General features: G+C 63.3%; 20 protein-coding genes, 1 tRNA gene and 1 other RNA gene. 17 read left to right on the forward strand and 5 right to left on the reverse strand.

Annotation, left to right across the window (positions count from 1 at the left end):
* Positions 1 to 56: 56 nt before the first annotated feature.
* Entirely contained in the window at positions 57 to 713 is a 657-nt protein-coding gene (locus ENE74_RS10320; RefSeq protein ID WP_127690859.1) for an alpha/beta hydrolase, read from the forward strand.
* A gap of 35 nt (positions 714 to 748) precedes the next feature.
* Here the strand turns inward: ENE74_RS10320 and ENE74_RS18240 are convergent, their stop codons facing one another.
* Positions 749 to 907, reverse strand: a complete 159-nt coding sequence (locus ENE74_RS18240) for a hypothetical protein (RefSeq protein WP_164847446.1) — start codon at positions 905 to 907, stop codon at positions 749 to 751.
* On the reverse strand, positions 904 to 1,347 hold the full coding sequence (locus ENE74_RS10325; protein ID WP_127690860.1) for a DUF3429 domain-containing protein: 444 nt from the start codon (positions 1,345 to 1,347) through the stop codon (positions 904 to 906). The genes ENE74_RS18240 and ENE74_RS10325 overlap by 4 nt, the downstream gene beginning before the upstream one ends.
* Positions 1,348 to 1,472: 125 nt before the next feature.
* Between ENE74_RS10325 and ffs the strand changes: the two genes are divergently transcribed.
* The 11 genes from ffs to ENE74_RS10380 all read left to right on the forward strand — a co-directional run bounded on the left by ffs (position 1,473) and on the right by ENE74_RS10380 (position 11,871).
* An RNA gene (ffs, locus tag ENE74_RS10330) (signal recognition particle sRNA small type) lies at positions 1,473 to 1,570 on the forward strand.
* A 61-nt stretch (positions 1,571 to 1,631) separates the two neighbouring features.
* Positions 1,632 to 3,266 (forward strand): DNA polymerase III subunit gamma/tau, encoded by a 1,635-nt coding sequence (locus tag ENE74_RS10335; protein WP_127690861.1) that lies wholly within the window; start codon positions 1,632 to 1,634, stop codon positions 3,264 to 3,266.
* Complete coding sequence (locus ENE74_RS10340) at positions 3,263 to 3,586, forward strand: YbaB/EbfC family nucleoid-associated protein (protein WP_127690862.1); 324 nt, start codon at positions 3,263 to 3,265, stop codon at positions 3,584 to 3,586. Before ENE74_RS10335 ends, ENE74_RS10340 begins: the two co-directional genes overlap by 4 nt.
* A 114-nt stretch (positions 3,587 to 3,700) precedes the next feature.
* On the forward strand, positions 3,701 to 6,097 hold the full coding sequence (gene lon / locus ENE74_RS10345) for an endopeptidase La (protein WP_127690863.1): 2,397 nt from the start codon (positions 3,701 to 3,703) through the stop codon (positions 6,095 to 6,097).
* 133 nt (positions 6,098 to 6,230) lie between these two features.
* Positions 6,231 to 6,527 carry an HU family DNA-binding protein gene (locus ENE74_RS10350; protein WP_277601372.1) on the forward strand — a complete coding sequence of 99 codons (297 nt, stop codon included), beginning with the start codon at positions 6,231 to 6,233 and terminating at the stop codon, positions 6,525 to 6,527.
* A gap of 269 nt (positions 6,528 to 6,796) precedes the next feature.
* Positions 6,797 to 6,873, forward strand: a tRNA-His gene (locus ENE74_RS10355).
* Between the two features lie 267 nt (positions 6,874 to 7,140).
* Positions 7,141 to 8,190 carry a Leu/Phe/Val dehydrogenase gene (locus ENE74_RS10360; protein WP_127690865.1) on the forward strand — a complete coding sequence of 350 codons (1,050 nt, stop codon included), beginning with the start codon at positions 7,141 to 7,143 and terminating at the stop codon, positions 8,188 to 8,190.
* Positions 8,191 to 8,310: 120 nt separating this feature from the next.
* On the forward strand, positions 8,311 to 8,763 hold the full coding sequence (gene rpiB, locus ENE74_RS10365; RefSeq protein ID WP_127690866.1) for a ribose 5-phosphate isomerase B: 453 nt from the start codon (positions 8,311 to 8,313) through the stop codon (positions 8,761 to 8,763).
* A gap of 12 nt (positions 8,764 to 8,775) precedes the next feature.
* Positions 8,776 to 10,110, forward strand: a complete 1,335-nt coding sequence (glyA, locus tag ENE74_RS10370; RefSeq protein ID WP_127690867.1) for a serine hydroxymethyltransferase — start codon at positions 8,776 to 8,778, stop codon at positions 10,108 to 10,110.
* A gap of 129 nt (positions 10,111 to 10,239) precedes the next feature.
* A complete protein-coding gene (nrdR, locus tag ENE74_RS10375; protein WP_127690868.1) occupies positions 10,240 to 10,701 on the forward strand; it encodes a transcriptional regulator NrdR in 462 nt (153 codons plus the stop codon).
* A 75-nt stretch (positions 10,702 to 10,776) separates the two neighbouring features.
* Positions 10,777 to 11,871 (forward strand): TrmH family RNA methyltransferase, encoded by a 1,095-nt coding sequence (locus ENE74_RS10380; protein ID WP_127690869.1) that lies wholly within the window; start codon positions 10,777 to 10,779, stop codon positions 11,869 to 11,871.
* A 101-nt stretch (positions 11,872 to 11,972) separates the two neighbouring features.
* Here ENE74_RS10380 and ENE74_RS10385 read toward each other — a convergent pair whose 3' ends face one another.
* Positions 11,973 to 12,281, reverse strand: a complete 309-nt coding sequence (locus tag ENE74_RS10385; protein ID WP_127690870.1) for a chorismate mutase — start codon at positions 12,279 to 12,281, stop codon at positions 11,973 to 11,975.
* 209 nt (positions 12,282 to 12,490) lie between these two features.
* Here ENE74_RS10385 and rpsD point away from each other — a divergent pair, with 209 nt between their 5' ends.
* The gene (gene rpsD, locus ENE74_RS10390; RefSeq protein ID WP_127690871.1) at positions 12,491 to 13,105 is read left to right on the forward strand and encodes a 30S ribosomal protein S4; all 615 of its coding nucleotides are present in this window, start codon (positions 12,491 to 12,493) and stop codon (positions 13,103 to 13,105) included.
* Between the two features lie 62 nt (positions 13,106 to 13,167).
* Here rpsD and ENE74_RS10395 read toward each other — a convergent pair whose 3' ends face one another.
* Positions 13,168 to 15,084: an alpha/beta hydrolase family protein gene (locus ENE74_RS10395; protein ID WP_241241939.1), complete on the reverse strand. Its 1,917-nt coding sequence runs from the start codon at positions 15,082 to 15,084 to the stop codon at positions 13,168 to 13,170.
* Positions 15,085 to 15,301: 217 nt separating this feature from the next.
* Here ENE74_RS10395 and ENE74_RS10400 point away from each other — a divergent pair, with 217 nt between their 5' ends.
* From ENE74_RS10400 to ENE74_RS10415, 4 genes are all read left to right on the forward strand, one after another.
* Positions 15,302 to 16,285, forward strand: coding sequence for an agmatine deiminase family protein (locus ENE74_RS10400; RefSeq protein WP_127690872.1), 984 nt, complete (start codon positions 15,302 to 15,304; stop codon positions 16,283 to 16,285).
* Positions 16,286 to 16,301: 16 nt separating this feature from the next.
* The gene (gene aguB / locus ENE74_RS10405; protein WP_127690873.1) at positions 16,302 to 17,165 is read left to right on the forward strand and encodes an N-carbamoylputrescine amidase; all 864 of its coding nucleotides are present in this window, start codon (positions 16,302 to 16,304) and stop codon (positions 17,163 to 17,165) included.
* Between the two features lie 524 nt (positions 17,166 to 17,689).
* Positions 17,690 to 18,916 carry a bifunctional glutamate N-acetyltransferase/amino-acid acetyltransferase ArgJ gene (gene argJ, locus ENE74_RS10410; protein WP_127690874.1) on the forward strand — a complete coding sequence of 409 codons (1,227 nt, stop codon included), beginning with the start codon at positions 17,690 to 17,692 and terminating at the stop codon, positions 18,914 to 18,916.
* Between the two features lie 8 nt (positions 18,917 to 18,924).
* Complete coding sequence (locus ENE74_RS10415; protein ID WP_127690875.1) at positions 18,925 to 19,716, forward strand: inositol monophosphatase family protein; 792 nt, start codon at positions 18,925 to 18,927, stop codon at positions 19,714 to 19,716.
* 117 nt (positions 19,717 to 19,833) lie between these two features.
* Here the strand turns inward: ENE74_RS10415 and trxA are convergent, their stop codons facing one another.
* Complete coding sequence (trxA, locus tag ENE74_RS10420; protein ID WP_127690876.1) at positions 19,834 to 20,154, reverse strand: thioredoxin TrxA; 321 nt, start codon at positions 20,152 to 20,154, stop codon at positions 19,834 to 19,836.
* Between the last annotated feature and the right edge of the window lie 31 nt (positions 20,155 to 20,185).

The following is a 20,185-nucleotide window of genomic DNA, read 5'->3' on the forward strand; positions in this document are numbered from 1 at the left end:
AAGCGGGGCGCGCCCCGCGCTCCCTGCGCCCTGGCCAAGAAGACAAGAGCACCGCCATGCCCGATGTGATTTTCCCCGGCCCCGAAGGTCGTCTGGAAGGCCGTTTCAGCCCTCCCCCGCGCCCCCGCGCACCCGTCGCCATGATCCTGCACCCCCATCCGCAGGGCGGCGGCACGATGAACGACCGCATCACGCAGGCGCTGTACAAGACGTTCGTGCGGCGTGGCTTTGCCGTGCTGCGCTTCAATTTCCGGGGCGTCGGTCGCAGCCAGGGGACGTTCGACAACGGCATCGGGGAGCTTTCGGATGCGGCGGCCGCGCTCGACTGGGTGCAGAGCTTCCATCCCGAAGCGCAGACGACATGGATCGCAGGCTTTTCGTTCGGTGCATGGATTTCGATGCAGCTTCTGATGCGGCGCCCGGAAATCCGCGGCTTCATCTCGGTCGCGCCACCCGCGAACATGTATGACTTCAGCTTCCTCGCGCCCTGCCCCTCCTCGGGCATCATCGTGCAGGGCACAGCGGACGAAGTGGTGACGGCCAATGCCGTGCAGAAGCTGGTGGACAAGCTGCGCACGCAAAAGGGCATCACCATCCATCATGACGAAATTCGTGGCGCCAACCACTTTTTCGAACATGAACTGGATCAGCTCATGAAATCAGTCGACAATTATCTCGACATGCGCCTGGCGCCGGATTCCCCGATCCGCTGATGTCAATCCTCCCCTGGCAGGGGGGGATCGATAGCCTAAATCACCCACACCGCGACATTGCCGAACATCACCAGCCCGGCGACCAGCATCAGGGCGGCCTGTTTCCGGTCGTGATTCTTCGCCAGCATAGTAATGCCCCCGCCCGTCAGCGCGATGCCCGCCAGCATCAGAATCGACAGCACCGTGCCGCTCATATCAGCGCCGCGATCGCCAGACAGACGGTCGCAAGTCCGCCCGACAACGGCACCCGCAGCGCCAGCCACCAGGAGGGCGCGATGCTCATCCGGACCAGCCTGCGATCGACCAGCAATGTGCCCATCAGCGCCATCGCCAGCACCACCAGCGACGGCCCCGGCCATTCCTGTCCGACGGCCCAGGGCCAGGCGGTGGCGAAGCTCACAAGTTGCGGGATAACCGCCGCGCTGTAGAGCCAGGGCGGCGCGCTCGGCTGTGCGGCGGCAAAGCCCCACCAGATGCCCCCCAGAAAGGCGAGGATCGTCGCCGCATAGAAATAGACAAGCGAAATCGCCAGAAACGACCATGACGACCCGCCCCAGATGACGGCGGCCAGCGCGAGCAGCGGCGGCAGCAATCCGGCTAGGCCAAGAATGAAGGGCAGGCGCAAGGTGGACATGCCCCCGCAATACCGAAGCGGACCGGAGAGGGAAAGGGAAAGCACCCCTGATTGGGCACGGCTTATGGCGCAAGGCCGACCGGCGGCACCCACTTGCACCGCGCCTGCAAACCCGCCATATGCGCGACGGGAGTCGGGCGGACGTGGTCGTCGCCAACCGGGTCAGGTCCTGACGGAAGCAGCCACAACGATTTCGCTGCGGGTCGTTCCGGCTCCCACCGCCTCTGATATTTTGGCTGGCCCAATCCTTCGACATCCTTCCTGCAACCGGCTAAACCCTGCCGATGTCCGATTCCACGCAGCCCTATCGCGTCCTCGCGCGCAAATATCGCCCGCGCAATTTCCGCGAACTGATCGGTCAGGATGCGATGGTGCAGACGCTGGGCAACGCCATCAAACGCGGCAGGCTCGCCCATGCCTTTTTGATGACCGGCGTTCGCGGCGTCGGCAAGACGTCGACAGCGCGGCTCATTGCCAAGGCGCTGAACTGCATCGGCCCCGATGGTCAGGGTGGCCCGACGATCGACCCCTGCGGTCTGTGCGACCCCTGCGTCGCGATTGCGGAGGGGCGGCATATCGACGTGATCGAAATGGATGCCGCAAGCCATACCGGCGTCGATGACGTGCGGGAGATTATCGAGGCGGTGCGCTATGCCGCCGTCTCCGCGCGCTACAAGGTCTACATTATCGACGAAGTCCATATGCTCTCGAAAAACGCGTTCAACGCGTTGCTCAAGACACTGGAGGAACCGCCCGAACATGTGAAGTTCCTGTTCGCGACAACGGAAGTCAACAAGGTGCCGGTCACCGTTCTGTCGCGTTGCCAACGGTTCGACCTCCGGCGCATCTCGGCCGAAAAGCTCACCGCGCATTTCACGCATGTTACGGATGCGGAAGGCGTGCGCGCCGAACCGGCGGCACTTTCGCTGATCGCGCAGGCGGCGGAAGGGTCGGCGCGCGATGGCCTCTCGATCCTCGATCAGGCAATTGCTCATGCCGATCTCGATCAGGGCGAACCGCTGGTGACGGCGGCGCAGGTGCGCGACATGCTGGGCCTGTCCGATCGCGGGACGGTGCGGCGGGTGCTTGGCCTGCTGCTCGCGGGCGATGCCCCTGCCCTGCTGGCGACGGTGCGCGAACAGCATGATCTGGGCGTGGAACCGCTCGCGCTGATGCGCGGCCTGCTCGAAATCGTCCATGCCATCACAGTGACGAAGGCCGGGCGTGGGGGCGACGATCCCGCGCAGTCGGCCGAGGAGCGGGAAGCCTTGGCGGACTGGGCGGCCGGGCTCAGCTTTGCCGCCCTGCACCGCCTGTGGCAATTGCTGCTGAAAGGGCATGACGAAGTCGCGAACGCAGTCCTGCCGCTCGAGGCCTGCGAAATGGCGTTGCTGCGGGCGGTCCATGCGGCAACCTTGCCCGATCCGGCCGAACTTGCGCGCCTGTTGCGGGACGGCGGCAGCGTCATGCCACCGTCGGCATCGGCGACCGCGCCGGTTGCTGCGCCTGCCGACCCATCGGCTTCGCCGTCGACTCGCCAAACAATGTCCGCTCCACCCAGTTTCGCGGACCTCGTCACGCTGCTGGCGAAAAGTGGAGCGGCGCTGCTCGCCAACAGCCTGCACGATGAAGCAGGCCTGATCCGTTATGCGCCGCCCGAACTGGTGATCGCCACGCGTCGGCCGATCGATCTGAAGGATTTGACGACTCGCCTCAACGCCGCCACCGGCATGGCCTGGGCGGTTTCGCTAGGTGAAGGGCCCGGCGAACCGACGCTATGGGACCAGGAGAAAGCGGCCGAAGACAGCGCCCGTCAGGCGATCCTGTCCACACCGATCGTCAGCGCCGCGATGGCGGCTTTTCCCCAAGCGGAGCTTCTGCCGCAGGGCGATAACGAAGAATGGAGTGCAAGCGCATGAAAGACTTGAACGAAATCCTGGGCATGGCGACTCGCGTGCAGGAGGAACTGGCCCGCGCGCAGGAAAATCTCGACAAGATCGAAGTCGAAGGCGTGGCCGGCGGTGGCGTGGTGAAGGTCCGCGCGACGGCCAAGGGCCGCATCGTTGGCGTATCGATCGACGAAAGCCTGCTGATGCCATCCGAAAAGCAGATATTGGAAGATCTGATCGCCGCCGCGCTCAACGATGCGCGCAAGAAGGCGGATGAGGCCAGCAACAGCGAAATGGGCAAGCTTACCAGTGGCTTGCCGTTGCCGCCGGGATTCAAGCTGCCGTTCTGACGGCGTTCACGCAAGGGCGCTAAGGTCGTCGGCTTGCCCGTGCGGAATTGAACCGGCACCACGATACGCCCATATAGCGACCAAAGGCGCCCGTTCGCGCGCCACGGAGATTGCATGACTACCACTTATCCGCTGCTGCCCCTGCGCGACATCGTCGTGTTTCCGCAGATGATCGTTCCGCTCTTCGTCGGTCGCGACAAGAGCGTCGTTGCGCTGGAAAAGGCCATGGAAGCGAACAAGGAAATCTTCCTCGTGTCGCAACTCGATCCGGCGGAGGACGATCCCGACCGGGAGGCGCTGTACGATACCGGCGTCGTCGCCACCGTGCTTCAGCTTTTGAAGCTGCCCGACGGCACCGTGCGCGTGCTTGTCGAGGGGCGCCAGCGTGCGCGCCTGACCGAGCTTGTCACCCTGCCCGATCATCTTGCCGCGCACGTCACGATCGCGGAGGATGTCGTCGCCGACAGCCCGGAAGCCGCCGCGCTGATGCGTTCGGTGGTCGAACAGTTCGAAAATTACGCAAAGCTCAACAAGAAGCTGCCCGCCGAAACGCCGGTGCAGCTGCGCGAGATCGAGGACGCAGGGCGTCTGGCGGACGCCATCTCGGCCAATATCAACGTCAAGGTGGCCGACAAGCAGTCGCTGCTGGTCGAACCGGACCCGGTCAAGCGCCTCGAAATGGTGTTCGCCTTCATGGAAGGCGAGCTAGGCGTGCTTCAGGTCGAGAAGAAGATTCGCGGCCGCGTGAAGCGCCAGATGGAAAAGACCCAGCGCGAATATTATCTCAACGAGCAGCTCAAGGCGATCCAGCGCGAGCTGGGCAATGGCGAAGGCGAAGACGCCGACGAATTGGCCGAGCTGACGCAGAAGATCGCGAAAGCCAAGCTCAGCAAGGAAGCCCGCACCAAGGCGACGGCCGAGCTGAAGAAACTCAAGACCATGCAGCCGATGTCAGCCGAGGCGACGGTCGTGCGCAACTATCTCGACGTGTTGCTTGGCTTGCCCTGGGGCAAGAAGGGCAAGGTCAAGACGGACCTGAAGCGCGCGCAGGAAATCCTCGACGCCGATCATTTCGCGCTGGAAAAGGTCAAGGACCGCATCGTCGAATATCTGGCGGTGCAGGCACGCACCAACAAGCTCAAAGGCCCGATCCTGTGCCTTGTCGGCCCGCCCGGCGTGGGCAAGACCTCGCTGGGCCGCTCGATCGCGAAGGCGACCGGGCGTGAGTTCGTGCGCCAGTCGCTTGGCGGCGTGCGCGACGAAGCCGAAATCCGGGGTCACCGCCGCACCTATATCGGCTCGCTGCCCGGCAAGATCGTCACCAACCTGAAAAAGGCCGGGACGATGAACCCCCTTTTCCTGCTCGATGAGATCGACAAGCTGGGTCAGGATTTCCGTGGCGATCCCGCTTCGGCGCTGCTCGAAGTGCTCGATCCGGAACAGAACAGCAAGTTCCAGGATCATTATCTGGAGATCGACGTCGATCTGTCCGACGTGATGTTCGTCACCACCGCGAACAGCCTTAACCTGCCGCAGGCTTTGCTCGACCGCATGGAGATCATCCGGCTCGAAGGCTATACCGAGGACGAAAAGGTGGAGATCGCGCAGCGGCATCTGCTGCCCAAGCAAGTCGAGGCGCATGGTCTCACGCCGCAGGAGTTCGAAGTGACGGAGGCCGCGGTGCGCGACCTCATCCGGTACTACACCCGCGAAGCCGGTGTCCGCACCCTGGAGCGCGAAGTCGCGCGCCTCGCCCGCAAGGCGCTGCGCAAGATCCTCGAAGGCGAATATGCGCAGGTCGTCATTACGCCCGAGAACCTCTCCGATTACGCCGGTGTGCGCAAGTTCCGCCACGGGGTGAGCGAGGAGGAAAATCAGATCGGGGCCGTCACGGGTTTGGCGTGGACCGAAGTGGGCGGCGAACTGCTGACGATCGAGTCCGTGACCGTGCCGGGCAAGGGGCAGATCCGCACCACCGGCAAGCTCGGCGACGTGATGACCGAATCGATCCAGGCTGCGCTGTCCTATGTGAAGGCGCGCTCGCCCGGCTATGGCATCAAGCCCAGCATCTTCACCCGCAAGGACATTCACATCCATCTGCCCGAAGGCGCGGTGCCCAAGGATGGCCCTTCGGCAGGCATCGGCATGGTGACGTCGATCGTCAGCACGCTGACGGGCGTCGCCGTCCACAAGGATGTGGCGATGACCGGCGAAGTGACGCTGCGCGGCCGGGTGCTGCCGATCGGCGGCCTCAAGGAAAAGCTGCTGGCGGCGCTCCGTGGCGGGATCAAGACGGTCCTCATCCCGGCCGACAACGAAAAGGATCTGGCGGAGATACCCGCCAACATTCTGGATGGGCTGGAAATCATCCCGGTCGCGCATGTCGATCAGGTGCTGGCGCGCGCGCTGGTCGCGCCACTGGAAGCGATCAGCTGGACCGAGGAAGACGATCTGGCGGCCCAGCCAGCCCCAACCGTTTCGGGCGATTCTGATGTTGCACTGCGGCATTAACCGCTGATTTTGCGGCTTTTCGTCCCAATGTGAACGAATCATGTCACCGGCCGCAGGATTTTGTCGCTTTCCCTTTGACAGCGGCAAAATCCTGCGCCTTTATTACGGGTCTGACCCGTGATTCCACAGACATATCAGAGCAGGGGGTTCCCAGAACATGAACAAACAGGATCTCATCAGTGCCGTCGCTGACAGCAGCGGTCTCAGCAAAAGCGACACTATCAAGGCAGTCGAAGGCGTATTCGAAGCCGTCACCAGCGCGCTCAAGAAGGGCGACGAAGTACGGCTCGTCGGATTTGGCACATTTTCCGTGTCGAAGCGCAAGGCATCGACCGGCCGCAATCCTCGCACCGGCGAAACCATGACGATCAAGGCATCGTCGCAGCCCAAGTTCAAGGCGGGCAAGGGCCTGAAGGACGCCGTCAACTAGGCGGCTTTCCGCGGACGGCCTCAGGGCGTCCGGCGTTTCTCCACATTGCGGGTGCGACAGGAGAGTGTGCGGTGTCAGGCGTTGGCCCTGCCACCCATGTTTGGCGAAGGAGCGGGGCGCACGCCCCGCTTTTTCCGTTTCATGCCATGTAATTCACCGTGGTCGACGCGGTTATTTGCACGGTGACGGCCAAAGGATGCTTGACGCTTTGGCCTCGTCAGCCTTAAGGGCCGTTCTCCCGCAACCGGCCCGCCGGTCCTGCGGGCGTGGCGATCGTAGCTCAGCTGGTTAGAGCGCCGGTTTGTGGTACCGGAGGTCGTGGGTTCAAGCCCCATCGGTCGCCCCATTCTTCCCATAATATGGCTGTTTTCGTAACGGCGCTCCAGGATGCATCTCGCCTCTCTTCCGTTGTTCCCCGGCGAAAGCCGGGGTCCAGGGCAATAAAGTGCTGGTCTGTGGGATCGTTTCCCTCGGCCTTCGCGGGGGAACGGCTTCCTGCATATCCGCGAGTCTCCCGCCGCGCTGCATTTCCCGTTGGCTTTTCGCACATCATGTGATTATTGCGTGATTCCGTAATTTTATTACTCGACATCCAGCGTCGCGGTGAGGTCATATGAGTGCTGCCTGGGATTTGCCCGATTTCGACGATCATGAAGCGGTTCATCTTTTCCGGGATCGCGCCACCGGCCTGACGGCGGTAATCGCCATTCATTCGACGGTGCTCGGCCCTGGCGCGGGCGGCACCCGTTTCTGGCATTATGCCGACCGCGCCGATGCCATTACCGATGCCCTGCGCCTGTCGCGCGGCATGAGCTACAAGAATGCGATGGCGGGCCTGCCGATGGGCGGGGCCAAGGGCGTCATCCTCGCCGATGCAGAGCGGACCAAGACGCCGCAAATGCTCGAAGCCTTCGGCCGCGCCGTCGACTCGCTCGGCGGCCGATATGTGACGGCCGAGGATGTCGGCATTTCCGAAAGCGACATGATCGCCATTGCGCGCGGCACCCGCCATGTCTCCGGCCTGCCGGTCGGCGCGGGCGATGCCGGGGGCGATCCCGGTCCCTTTACCGCTTATGGCATCTATCTTGGTGTCAAGGCGGCGGTGCAGCAGGCATTGGGCAAGTCCGACATGGCGGGTGTGCATGTCGCCATCCAGGGTGTCGGCAGCGTCGGCGGCGGCCTTGCCCGCTATCTCGCGCAGGATGGCGCACGGCTGACCCTGGCGGACGTGAACGGCGACCGTGCCCGCGCGCTGGCCGCCGATCTGGGCGCGACCGCGGTGGAGGCGGAAGCGATCATCGGCGTGGAGGCAGACGTGTTCAGCCCCAATGCGCTGGGTGCCATTCTCAACGCATATTCCATTCCGCTGCTCAAGACCGCTATCGTCGCGGGCGGCGCGAACAATCAGCTGGCAACGCCCGCCGATGCGCAGCGCCTCCACGCGCGGGGTATCCTCTACGCCCCGGATTATGTCATCAACGCAGGCGGCATCATCAACGTTGCGCTCGAATATCTGGGTCAGGGCGATCGCGACGAAGTAAACGGCCGGATCGCGCGGATTCCCGATCGCCTGCGCGCCATCTGGACGGAAAGCGCTGCCTCCGGCCGCCCCGCCGCAGATGTCGCTGACAGCATGGCCCAGAAACTGATTGGACGCAGTTGAACCCTGAATGGACGGCACAATGGCGGAAAGACCGTCGCGGATTCGTAACATGGTCAAACGCTGCCATCGGCACTAGATAGGCGGCAACCGAATCACCGTTGAGTGCAGGGCCGCCATTCCATGCGTATCGCCATCGCGTCCGATCATGCTGCCGTCGATCTGAAGGCGAGCCTTGCCGAATGGCTGCGCGCAAGCGGCCACGACGTCGATGATCTCGGCCCCGCCACCGCCGATCGCGTCGATTACCCGGATTATGGCTATAGACTGGCGCAGGCCGTCGCGGATGGCAGCGCGGAGCGCGGCATCGCGCTCTGCGGCTCCGGCATCGGCATTTCGATCGCCGTCAACCGCAACCCCGCCTGCCGCGCGGCGCTCGTCTCCGAGCCGCTTTCGGCGGCACTGGCGCGGGAGCATAATGACGCCAATGTCCTTGCCATGGGCGCGCGCCTGACCGGGCCGGACATGGCAAAGGCCTGTGTAGAGGCATTTCTGTCAACCGGCTTTGGCGGCGGGCGGCATGCCGGTCGCGTCGACAAACTTTCGTCCCCTCCCATCCGCCATCCTTTGCCCTGAAGGAATTATTGCATGAGCAACGCCGCCCTCCTGTCCCCGGCCGCCTCCATCGACGATGTCGATGCCATTCGCGCGGAAGGCTTCTTCACTCGGTCGCTCGCGCAGACCGATCCGCTGATCGCCGCCGCCATCGCCGATGAACTGAAGCGTGAACAGGGCCAGATCGAACTGATCGCGTCGGAAAACATCGTCAGCCAGGCGGTGCTGGAGGCGCAGGGCAGCGTGTTCACCAACAAATATGCCGAAGGCTATCCGGGCAAGCGTTATTATCAAGGCTGCGCGCCGTCCGATGCCGTAGAGCAGCTAGCGATCGACCGCGCCAAGCAACTCTTCGGCTGCGGCTTCGCCAATGTGCAGCCGCATTCGGGTGCGCAGGCGAACGGCGCGGTCATGCTGGCACTGACGAAGCCCGGTGACACGATCATGGGCCTGTCACTCGATGCGGGCGGCCACCTTACCCATGGCGCAAAGCCTGCGCTGTCCGGCAAATGGTATAATGCCGTGCAATATGGCGTCGATGAGACCACCCATCTGATCGACTATGACGCCGTGGAGGCGCTGGCCATCGCCAACAACCCCACGCTCATCATCGCGGGCGGCTCGGCCTATCCCCGCCAGATCGATTTCGCCCGCTTCCGCGCGATCGCGGACAAGGTGGGCGCAATCTTCATGGTCGACATGGCCCATTTCGCCGGGCTGGTCGCAGGCGGCGTGCACCCAACGCCCTTCGGCCACGCCCATGTCGTCACCACCACCACGCACAAGACGCTGCGCGGTCCGCGCGGCGGCATGATCATGACGAATGACGAGGCAATCGCCAAGAAGATCAATTCGGCGGTGTTCCCCGGCCTTCAGGGCGGCCCGCTGATGCATGTCATCGCGGCCAAGGCGGTCGCGTTCGGCGAGGCGCTGACGCCGCAGTTCAAGGCCTATTCCGCCGCTGTCATCGCCAATGCGCAGGCGCTCGCCGCCCGCCTCAAGGCTCGCGGATTGGACGTCATTTCCGGCGGCACGGACACGCATCTCGCGCTCATCGACCTGCGCCCCTATGGCATCAGCGGCAAGGATGCGGACGAGGCGCTGGAACGCAGCCACATCACCTGCAACAAGAATGGCGTGCCGGGCGATCCCCTGCCCCCCACCAAGACCAGCGGCATTCGCGTCGGCTCTCCGGCAGGGACGACCCGCGGCTTCGGCGTAGCGGAGTTCGAGGCGATCGGCGAGATGATCGCGGATGTGCTGGCGGCCCTGCGCGATCACGGAGAGGCAGGCGATCCCGCGGTCGAGGCGGACGTCCGCGCCCGCGTCTCCGCGCTATGTGCCCGCTTCCCGATCTATGGGGGCTGATCCTCGATCAACCGTTCGCCCTGAGCGCAGCCGAAGGGCACTGCTGAGCCGAGGGCGAAGCGCCTTCGCCTGCGGCTCGGGCATCGGCTTCGACACGCTCAGCCCGAACGGAAAAGGTAAGTTTGCGTAATGCGGTGCCCCTTTTGCGGCCATGAAGACAGCCAGGTAAAGGACAGCCGCCCGACGGAAGACAATGGCGCGATCCGCAGGCGACGCCAGTGCGAAGCCTGCGCCGCGCGCTTCACCACGTTCGAACGCATTCAGCTCCGCGAAGTCTGGGTCCTGAAAAGCGAAGGCCGCCGCGAACCCTTCGAGCGCGACAAGCTGGCCCGCTCGATCGGCATCGCCTGCCGCAAGCGCCCCATCGACGCGGTGCGTATCGAGAAGCTCGTGTCGGGTATCCAGCGCCAGCTCGAAACCAGCGGCGATACGGAAGTGGAGGCCAAGACCATCGGCGAAATGGTGATGGACGGCCTCAAGGGTCTCGACAGCGTCGCCTACATCCGTTTCGCGAGCGTCTACAAGGATTTCGGCGAAGCCCGCGATTTCGAGGATTTCGCGAGCACGGTGAAGGAAGTAGGCGGTGAGTGAGGGCGGTTACACACTTCCGTTCGCCCTGAGCGAAGTCGAAGGGCCAGGCCGAGCGCAGAGAGGCCAAAAGCCGCGATGAGCTTCCACACCTACATTCTAAGGTGCGCCGACGGGTCTTATTACACAGGCCATACCGATGATCTGGACCGCCGTATCGCCCAGCATCAATCCGGTGAGATCAGGGGATACACCCACGACAAACGTCCTGTCGAACTCATGTGGTCGGCAGCATTCGCAACACGCGCGGAGGCCCTGTCCGCCGAAATCCAGATAAAAGGGTGGTCGAGGAAAAAGAAAGAAGCCCTGATTGCTGAAAATTGGGATCGGTTGAAGAAAGCCGCTACGCCAAAGCGCCATGCCGATACCTTGGGCACCTCGCTTCCGCTCGGGACGGCCCTTCGACTTCGCTCAGGGCGAACGGATGAAGAAAAGCCCGTTCCTTCAGACCCCCTCCCCCCTCTCATCGTCCTTGTCCGCCCGCAACTGGGCGAAAACATCGGCAAGGCCGCGCGGGCCATGCTCAATTTCGGGCTGACGGAGATGCGCATCGTCGCTCCCCGCGATGGCTGGCCCAATCCCGATGCCGGCCCTGCCGCCGCCGGCGCGGACATCGTGCTGGAGCGTGCGCAGATATTCGACAGTCTTGCCGAGGCCGTGGCCGATTGCGCGCATGTCTATGCCACCACCGTGCGCAAGCGCGGCGTCACCAAGCCGGTCGTGACGCCGGAAGCGGCCGCCCGCGAAATCCACAGCACGCCGGGGCGCAGCGCCCTGGTGTTCGGGCCGGAACGCTCTGGCCTCGAAACCGATGATGTGGCCGTTGCCCGCACGATCGTGACGGTACCGATCAACCCGCAATTCGGCTCGCTCAATCTCGCGCAGGCCGTCATCCTGTGCGCCTATGAATGGTCGAAGGGTGTGTCGCTGGCCTCGCCCACCGTGAACGATCTTGGCGTGCCCGCGCCGCAGGAAGAGCTGGAGGGCATGATCGTTCAGCTTGAAAATATGCTCGATGCCGCGGGCTATTTCTTCCCGCCCGATCGCACACCGGCGACGAAACGCACCTTGCGCGGTGTCCTCACAAAGCCGGGCTGGAACAGCCTGGAAGTCCGCACCCTGCGCGGCGTCCTTTCCGCCCTCGCCAAGGATCGCCCGCGCGGTCAGGCGTGAAGTTCACCTTCGCGCAGAGACGCGGAGCCGCAAAGACTGTCGAAGGTTTTTTCCTGAATGGATATTCTCTCCGCGCCTCGGCGTCTCCGCGCGAACCCGACCTATCCCTTCAACCGCGCAAACTCCACCATTTCATAGTCTATCGACGCTTCCACCAGCGTCTCCCACATCGCTGCGATCGCGTCTGCGGGTATGCCCAGCTTCGCGGCTTCCGCCGCGGCCTGCGCAATCACCTGCCCCTTGCGGGCCTCGTCACGCACATCGGCACGGTCGGGCTTGATGCGGGCGGCGGCGCGCATATAGGCGAAGCGGTCGGCCAGCAGCGCCACGATGCGCGCATCCAAGGCATCGACACCCGCGCGCACCTGCGCCATGGTCATACAGTCTTCCGGGGAAAATAGGTCAGCCATGCCTTCCCCTATGCACTGGCAGGGCCACTGTCGAGAGGGCGCGACAGGGTTGACATGCTGCGCGTGCGCCGTCATAGCCGCGCCTTCGCAATTGGCCCTGCACCCCGGTGAAGCAGTGGCCCCGCCACGCATCGCCGTGTCGGCGCGAGGACCGGGAGGAACGCCATCCACAGCGGATGGCCGACGTCGTAGCAATTGAAGGATACTCTATGTCTAAGCGCCAGAGCGCCAAGTATAAACTCGACCGCCGGATGGGCGAGAACATCTGGGGTCGCCCCAAGTCGCCCGTCAACAAGCGCGAATATGGCCCCGGCCAGCACGGCCAGCGCCGCAAGGGCAAGGTCTCCGACTATGGCATTCAGCTGCGCGCCAAGCAGAAGCTGAAGGGCTATTACGGCGATGTGACCGAAAAGCAGTTCAAGAAGTCCTATGTCGAAGCCGCCCGGATGAAGGGCGACACCGGCCAGAACATGATCGGCCTGCTGGAACGCCGCCTTGACGCGGTCGTCTATCGCGCCAAGTTCGCGCCGACCATCTTCGCCGCGCGCCAGATCGTGAGCCACGGCCACATCTATGTGAACGGCGTGAAGTGCAACATTGCCTCGCGTCTGGTGAAGCCGGGCGACGAAATCACGCTGGGCAAGAAGGCGCAGGATATGGCGCTGGTGATGGAAGCACAGAGCCTGCCCGAGCGCGACATTCCCGACTATATCGCTCCGGATGGCGCCGCGAAGATCACCTATGTCCGCGTGCCCACGCTGGATGAAGTGCCCTATCCGGTAAAGATGGAGCCCAATCTGGTCGTCGAGTTCTACTCGCGCTGACCGGCACTTTCAAACGAACCAAAAAAGGCGGTTTCCACCACGGAAACCGCCTTTTTTTGGTTCTACTGACCCAATGCTGTCTTGAGAAACGCGTGACTTTTTTTCAGCATATCGACGCGTGCATTGCTGTCATCAAGATAATGATCCAGCCCATCGTAGATTACGAGCGTCGATGATGCCCCCTCCTTCTTCAACCGCGCATCCATCAGGCGCGCATGACCAACGGCAACGTTCCTGTCGACGGTACCATGAAACATCATGACAGGCACCGCGAACGCCTTGGCATGGCGCGCAGGCGACCCTTCCTCGATATGCTGCCCATTTCCCACGAACGCGCTGACATTCTGGTAATTGCTCCAGTTCCGCCATTGCTCCTTTAGGCGGTCGAGATCCGTTACAGGCGCTATTGCAACCACGGCCTTGAACAACCCGGGGTCGACCACCGCGGATTGTAACGCGGCATGGCCGCCATAGGACCAGCCCACAATGGCAAGCCGCGCGGGATCGGCGATGCCCTGCGCCACCAGCCAGCGCCCTCCCGCATCGATGTCCGCGACGGCGGTTCGCCAGTTCTGGAATCCGTTCTTCTGAAACCATTGGTCGCCATAGCCTGAAGACCCACGAAAATTAGGTTGCAGCACGACATACCCTTGATTGGCATAAAACTGGCTAAGCCAGTCGAACCCCCATTCATCGCGAGCCCCTGGGCCCCCATGAGGCAGGACGATCGCGGGCAGGCGCTTGGCAGCGGCGGCATCGGCAATCTGCGGCGGCAACGTCAGATAGCCCGGGATCATCGTTCCATCCGTGGCGGGATAGCTGACCGCCCGCACCGTGGACAACGCCACCCCAGCAAGCTGCGGCCGATCCGAGATCAGTTCCTCCAAGCGGTTACCTGCCTTGTCGAACAGATAATAGCGACCGGGATCGACGTCGCTGCCTACCCAAAGCAATAATCGGCTTTCATCCTGCGAAGAATCTATGAAGCGGACAAGTGGCAGTTTGGGCAACGCCTTCGACAGGGCCGCGGCCAGCTTCGCCAGCTTCTCGTCTATGTAAAAGACTTCGCGACGATCCGTGGCGTAGCTTACGCCGATGACGCGACGATTGCGCCCTATCCGCACGAAGCCGTCTATGTCGACTTGTGGATGTGCGAAAAGCAGCGTCTGCGTTCCGCTGCCGTCGAGCTTCATGGAAAATGCGGCGAGCCTGCCGTCCACCCGCTTGAAGCCGTAAGCGACGTCGAGCGTCGAATCGACCGCATAAGGGATGAAGCCGTTCCCACCATCGTCAACCACGCTCAGCGGTTCCCAGTTTCGGGAACCCTTCTTGCGGAAGCTGTAATGGGTGACGTTCTTCGAGTAGCCATCGACAGTCCGGGGTCGCATCGCCAGGATACGAACTGTTCCCGTCCCATCGGAGATATAGTCGCTGGCGTCGCGTTTGGGCTGTTCGCGCTGAATTGTGCGCAATGTCCGGGTATCGACATCGTCTACCCCTATGCCCTCGTCCGTCTGGCCAAGCCGCGTGCCCGTTGTCGTCTCGGGAACATATTCGCGCATCATCAGCACATGGCCGTCCTCCGCTGCTGTCCAGTCGATGACTTCGCCACCGAACAGGCTGTAGCCGAGCGCCGTTCCCGACCCTCTTTTGTTACGCAACATGATGAGATTTTTGCCGTCGGCATCGACGGCCACAATACGCGTCACATAGACAATTTCGGTATTGTCGAGCTGACTAATGCCATAAACGTTGCACAACAGTCGACTGTTCGACGCCCATTTGCAACTTTCGATACGGTCCGGCTTGCCTTCGGCCACCAGCACCGGCGTCGCCCCGACTGTCCCCTCTTTGCTGAGATCGGTAATATAAACGGCCGCGCCTTGTCCGGCCATGGGCTGAACGAACGCCAGCATTCGACCATCGGGGGAGAGGCTCGCATCGACTACTGATTGTCTCGCACCGAACCTCGTTGCCATCGTATCGGCATCGTTTGCACTCGCCAATGACGGTGACGCGCAGCCTAGGAACGCCGCGCCGATCATGATGTAACAGGACTGCATGTTTCCCCGCTCTTTGCCCCGCGCGAAAGTGCCATAGACTTGAATTTTTTCAAGCCGATCCGGCAAAGAAAAAAGCCCTTCGACAGGGCATGCGATGCGCGATAAAGGGCCAGCACATACAGCGGAGCATCCCATGACCTATCGCATGCCTGCCGAATGGGCACCGCACGACTGGGTGTGGATCGGCTTTCCCGGCGACGCCAATGAATGGCCCGCAACGCTCGCCGATGCCCAGCGGCAGATTGCCGCCTTTGCCGACGCGGTGCATGCCGGGGGGCGGGGTGAGCAGGTGCGGCTCGTTGCGGCGGACGACACCAATGCCGCCATCGCCCGGTCGCTGGTCGGCGACGGCGTGATCGTCCAGACCGAACGGCACGGCGACATCTGGCTGCGCGATACTGCCCCGATCTGCGTCCATGACGGCACACACCGCGCGCTCGTCGATTTCGGTTTCAACGGCTGGGGCGGCAAATATGTGATGGCGGGGGATGAGGATATCGGCGCGCGCCTCGCCGCGCAGGCCGATTTGCCCGTCACCAGCGCCCCCTGGATATTCGAGGGCGGCGCGGTCGATACCGACGGCACCGGCCTGTTCGTCACCACCGAACAATGCCTGCTGAACCCCAACCGCAACCCGGATCTGGACAAGGGGAAGATCGAGACGCTGCTGGCGGGCAGCCTGGGGCTGTCCGACATGCTCTGGCTGGGCGATGGTCTCCTTAACGATCATACCGATGGCCATGTCGACAATCTCGCCCGCTTCGTCGCGCCCGGCGTGCTCGCCTTGCCGGTCGCGACCGATGCGGACGATCCCAATGCCGCGGTCTACGCCGATGCCCGTGCCCGTGCGAAGGCGCATGGGGTCGATGTGTGCGACATGCCCTCGCCGGGCTGCGTCAAGGCCGATGGCGAAATCATCCCCGCCAGCTATATGAACTTCTACATCGGCAACGCCGCCGTGGTGGTGCCGCTCTACGGCCGCGCCAACGATCAGGCTGCGCTTGATGCCTTGCGCCCCTTCTTCCCCGGCCGGGACATTGTGGGATTGCGCAGCGATGCCATATTGGCGGGCGGCGGCAGCTTCCACTGCTCCAGCCAGCAGATGCCTTCCGCTTAAGGGGAGCCAGGAAAGAATGACCCAAGTCACCGTCGCCGCCCTCCAGCTCGCCTTGACCGACGATATCGACGAGAATATCGCCCATGTCGAAACGCATGTGCGCAAGGCGGCGGCGCGCGGGGCAAAGATCGTCCTGCCGCCCGAGCTGTTCGAGGGCCCCTATTTCTGCCGGGTAGAGGACGAGGCGCTGTTCGCCCGCGCGCAACCGGTGGAAAGCCATCCCGCCGTCCTTGCGATGCAGGCCCTTGCGAAGGAGCTGGAAATCTACATCCCCACCAGTTTCTTCGAGCGTGACGGGCAGCATCATTATAATTCGCTCGCGATGATCGAAGATGGCGGCGCGATCATGGGCGTCTATCGCAAGAGCCACATTCCCGATGGCCCCGGTTACGAGGAGAAATATTATTTCCGCCCCGGCAACAGCGGGTTCAAGGTCTGGCCAACGAAATATGGCACCATCGGTGTCGGCATCTGCTGGGACCAATGGTATCCCGAGTCCGCGCGCGTCATGGCGCTGATGGGCGCGGAAATGCTGTTCTATCCGACTGCGATCGGTTCGGAACCCTATGATGCCACGCTCGATACCAGCCGCATGTGGCGGCGCGCGATGCAGGGCCATGCAGTCAGCAACTGCATGCCCGTCATCGCCGCCAACCGGATCGGCACGGAGGCGGAGGCCGACGGGACACAGCAGACCTTCTACGGCCACAGCTTCATCAGCGACGAATGGGGCGACCTCATCGCCGATGCCGACGCGCGCGAACATGGCGCGCTGGTCGCCACCTTGGACCTGGCCGCCGCCCGCACACACCGCGCCGGCATGGGCTTCTTCCGCGACCGGCGGCCGGATCTCTACGCAAGGATCGCGCAGGATATCTGAAGAGGCGGTATAAAGCCCCTCCCCTTCAGGGGAGGGGTTGGAGTGGGGGAGTCCAGCGAACACAAATACGGCTGTTGCCGCGCCTACATTCCCCACCCCCTGCCCCTCGCCTGAAGAGGAGGGGAGAAGTAATCCAAGTCTTCCTCGTCATACTGAACTTGTTTCAGCATCCATTAGCTCAGCACTCCCGCAAGCGCGCGATCTAAGCACCAATGGATCCTGACCTTCGTCAGGATGACGTGCGCCAGGGTGGGCAACGCCCCAAACCCTGTCCTACACCCCCCAATCATGGCACCACCACCGCCATGCAAAACCCCCAAACCCTGTCCTACATCCCTTAATCATGGCACCACCACCGCCATGCAAAACCCCCAAACCCCGCGTTTCCAACATCTCCAACAGCATTTCGCAGAAACGGCGGATTTCCGCGCTGTTCAACGCCGCAACTTACGCAACTTTGCAGGATATCGGACCGCCCGTCTCACCCCTTTGAACCGCCCCGCTTTTCCGCTATGCGCCTGCCGATGACAGAGCGTTCGCCCCTTGCCCCCGCCGCTTTCCCTGCCCTGCCCGATATCGGCGGCGTCACGCTGCGGATCGCCCGCGCGCAGTACAAGAAATGGGACCGGTGCGACCTGACCTATGTCGAGCTGGCCCCCGGCACCGCCGTTGCGGGCGTCACGACGCAAAGCCTCTGCCCTTCGCCCGAAGTCGAATGGTGCCGCGACGCCCTGCCGCTCGGGCAGGCGCGCGCGCTGGTCGTCAACGCGGGGAACAGCAACGCCTTCACCGGCCATCGCGGCCGTGCCGCCGTGGAGGCCATCGCCGCCCGCGTCGCCCGGCACCTCGATTGCGTGCCCAGCGACGTGTTCATTTCCTCGACGGGCGTCATCGGCGTGCCGCTGCCTATCGACAAGGCGGAAGCCGGTCTGGACGCCGCGTTCGCCGCACCGCCCTGTAGCTGGGAAGACGCCGCCGCCACGATCATGACGACCGACACCTTTGCCAAGGCTGCGGTGACGCAGGCGGTGGTGGACGGTCGCACCGTCAGCCTGGTCGGCATCATCAAGGGGTCCGGCATGATCGCGCCGGATATGGCAACCATGCTGGGCTATATCTTCACCGACGCCGCCGTCGATGCGCCCTTCCTGCAAAGCCTGCTCGCCAGTGCCAACCGCAGCAGCTTCTCCTGCATCACGGTGGACAGCGACACCTCGACGTCGGACACCGTCCTCGCCTTCGCCACCGGGGCGGCGGGCAACGCCCCGCTCGCCAGCTTCGAGGATGCAGGTGCGGACGCTTTCGCCGCCGCGCTGGCCGATCTGTGCCGTCAGCTCGCGCATCTGGTGGTGCGCGACGGCGAAGGGGCCAGCAAATTCATCACAATCACTGTGGACGGTGCGACGAGCGATACCAGCGCGCACAGGATCGCCCTGTCCATCGCCAACTCGCCGCTGGTCAAGACCGCGATCGCGGGTGAGGACGCCAATTGGGGTCGCATCGTCATGGCGGTCGGCAAGGCGGGGGAACCGGCCGACCGCGACCGGCTCTCGATCCGTTTCGGCGGGACAGAGGTGGCGCGCTGCGGTCTCGCTGTCGATGGCTATGACGAAGCGCCCGTCGCTGCGCATCTGAAGGGGCGGGACATCGCCATCGATGTCAATCTTGGCCTGGGCGATGGCCGCGCGACCGTATGGACCTGCGACCTCACCCACGGCTACATATCCATCAACGCCGATTATCGGAGCTGACCCTCACCATGCACGCCCTGTACCGCTCTGTCGCCGCGCTCATGGAAACGGTCGCGGCGGAGGTCGTGTTGCCGCGCTATCAGAATCTGGCGCAGGACGAGATCGAGGAAAAAGCAGCGGACGATTATGTGACGATCGCCGACAAGGAAAGCGAACTGCGCCTGCACGAAGGGCTGTTGCGGATCCTGCCCGAAGCAGGCGTCATCGGCGAGGAAGCCGTCGCCGCCGATCCTTCGGTTCTCGACGCCGCGGGCCGGGGGCTTCAGTGGATCATCGACCCGATCGACGGCACCGGCAATTTCGCGGCGGGTCGCCCGCCCTTCGGCATCATGATCGGGCTGGTGGATGACGGGATCATCCAGGCGGGCTGGATACTCGATCCGCTGACCGGCCGGATGTGCCATGCGGCGCTGGGTGGCGGCGCCTTTATCGACGAGGAACGGATCATCGCGCGGGAAAGCGGTGCCGACCTGCCCATCGCCGCGCTCGCCGTTTATTTTCTCAGCGCGGAACAGCGCGCTGATATCGCCGTCCGCGCCGAGGGAAAGCTCACCCTGGTGGACATTCCGCGCTGCGCCGCAGAGCAATATCCCCGCCTTGTCCTCGGCCAGAACGACATATCTTTGTTTGAACGCTCGCACCCGTGGGATCACGCGCCCGGCGCACTGATCCTGAACGAAGCGGGCGGCAGGCTCGCCCGCCGCGACGGCACACCCTATATCATCGGCGACAGACGCACCGGCCTGCTCGGCGCATCCTCACCGCGCATGTGGGACAGGGCGGCAGAGATATTGTGCTGATTGCATAGCATATTGTCTTGTTCCCCTGCGGAAGCAGGGGTCCAGGGCAACGAAGTATGATTCTTTGGGACTCTGGCCCCCTGCTTCCGCAGGGGAACAAAGACAGGGAAAAAGGCCTTACAGCTCCCCTTCGATCCAGCCCTTGAGCTGGCTCTTGGGCGCAGCGCCCACTTTGGTCGCGGCAATTTCGCCGCCCTTGAACAGGATCATCGTGGGAATGCCGCGCACGCCATATTTGGTGGGGGCATCGGGGTTTTCATCGATATTGATTTTGACGATATCGAGCTGGCCCGCCAACTCGTCGGAGATTTCCTCCAGCGCCGGGCCGATCATCTTGCACGGGCCGCACCATTCCGCCCAGAAATCGACCAGCACGGGCTTGTCGGCCTCAATCACGTCGGACTGGAAACTGGCATCGGAAACGGCCTTGGTGGGCATAGGGAAACTCCTCGATAGAAAACTTGGCACC

Origin of the sequence: Sphingobium algorifonticola (genome assembly GCF_004005485.1) — a bacterium.
GTDB lineage: Bacteria > Pseudomonadota > Alphaproteobacteria > Sphingomonadales > Sphingomonadaceae > Sphingobium > Sphingobium algorifonticola.

Excerpts from the sequence above, each read along its gene's own strand:
- ENE74_RS10325 (WP_127690860.1), bottom strand. The coding sequence starts at position 1,347 with ATGTCCACCTTGCGCCTGCCCTTCATTCTTGGCCTAGCCGGATTGCTG.
- aguB (WP_127690873.1), top strand. The coding sequence starts at position 16,302 with ATGACCCAAGTCACCGTCGCCGCCCTCCAGCTCGCCTTGACCGACGAT.
- rpiB (WP_127690866.1), top strand. The coding sequence starts at position 8,311 with ATGCGTATCGCCATCGCGTCCGATCATGCTGCCGTCGATCTGAAGGCG.
- ENE74_RS10340 (WP_127690862.1), top strand. The coding sequence starts at position 3,263 with ATGAAAGACTTGAACGAAATCCTGGGCATGGCGACTCGCGTGCAGGAG.
- ENE74_RS10385 (WP_127690870.1), bottom strand. The coding sequence starts at position 12,281 with ATGGCTGACCTATTTTCCCCGGAAGACTGTATGACCATGGCGCAGGTG.
- glyA (WP_127690867.1), top strand. The coding sequence starts at position 8,776 with ATGAGCAACGCCGCCCTCCTGTCCCCGGCCGCCTCCATCGACGATGTC.
- argJ (WP_127690874.1), top strand. The coding sequence starts at position 17,690 with ATGACAGAGCGTTCGCCCCTTGCCCCCGCCGCTTTCCCTGCCCTGCCC.
- ENE74_RS10400 (WP_127690872.1), top strand. The coding sequence starts at position 15,302 with ATGACCTATCGCATGCCTGCCGAATGGGCACCGCACGACTGGGTGTGG.
- ENE74_RS10360 (WP_127690865.1), top strand. The coding sequence starts at position 7,141 with ATGAGTGCTGCCTGGGATTTGCCCGATTTCGACGATCATGAAGCGGTT.
- ENE74_RS10335 (WP_127690861.1), top strand. The coding sequence starts at position 1,632 with ATGTCCGATTCCACGCAGCCCTATCGCGTCCTCGCGCGCAAATATCGC.
- nrdR (WP_127690868.1), top strand. The coding sequence starts at position 10,240 with ATGCGGTGCCCCTTTTGCGGCCATGAAGACAGCCAGGTAAAGGACAGC.
- lon (WP_127690863.1), top strand. The coding sequence starts at position 3,701 with ATGACTACCACTTATCCGCTGCTGCCCCTGCGCGACATCGTCGTGTTT.
- trxA (WP_127690876.1), bottom strand. The coding sequence starts at position 20,154 with ATGCCCACCAAGGCCGTTTCCGATGCCAGTTTCCAGTCCGACGTGATT.
- ENE74_RS10395 (WP_241241939.1), bottom strand. The coding sequence starts at position 15,084 with ATGGCAACGAGGTTCGGTGCGAGACAATCAGTAGTCGATGCGAGCCTC.
- rpsD (WP_127690871.1), top strand. The coding sequence starts at position 12,491 with ATGTCTAAGCGCCAGAGCGCCAAGTATAAACTCGACCGCCGGATGGGC.
- ENE74_RS18240 (WP_164847446.1), bottom strand. The coding sequence starts at position 907 with ATGAGCGGCACGGTGCTGTCGATTCTGATGCTGGCGGGCATCGCGCTG.
- ENE74_RS10380 (WP_127690869.1), top strand. The coding sequence starts at position 10,777 with ATGAGCTTCCACACCTACATTCTAAGGTGCGCCGACGGGTCTTATTAC.
- ENE74_RS10415 (WP_127690875.1), top strand. The coding sequence starts at position 18,925 with ATGCACGCCCTGTACCGCTCTGTCGCCGCGCTCATGGAAACGGTCGCG.
- ENE74_RS10320 (WP_127690859.1), top strand. The coding sequence starts at position 57 with ATGCCCGATGTGATTTTCCCCGGCCCCGAAGGTCGTCTGGAAGGCCGT.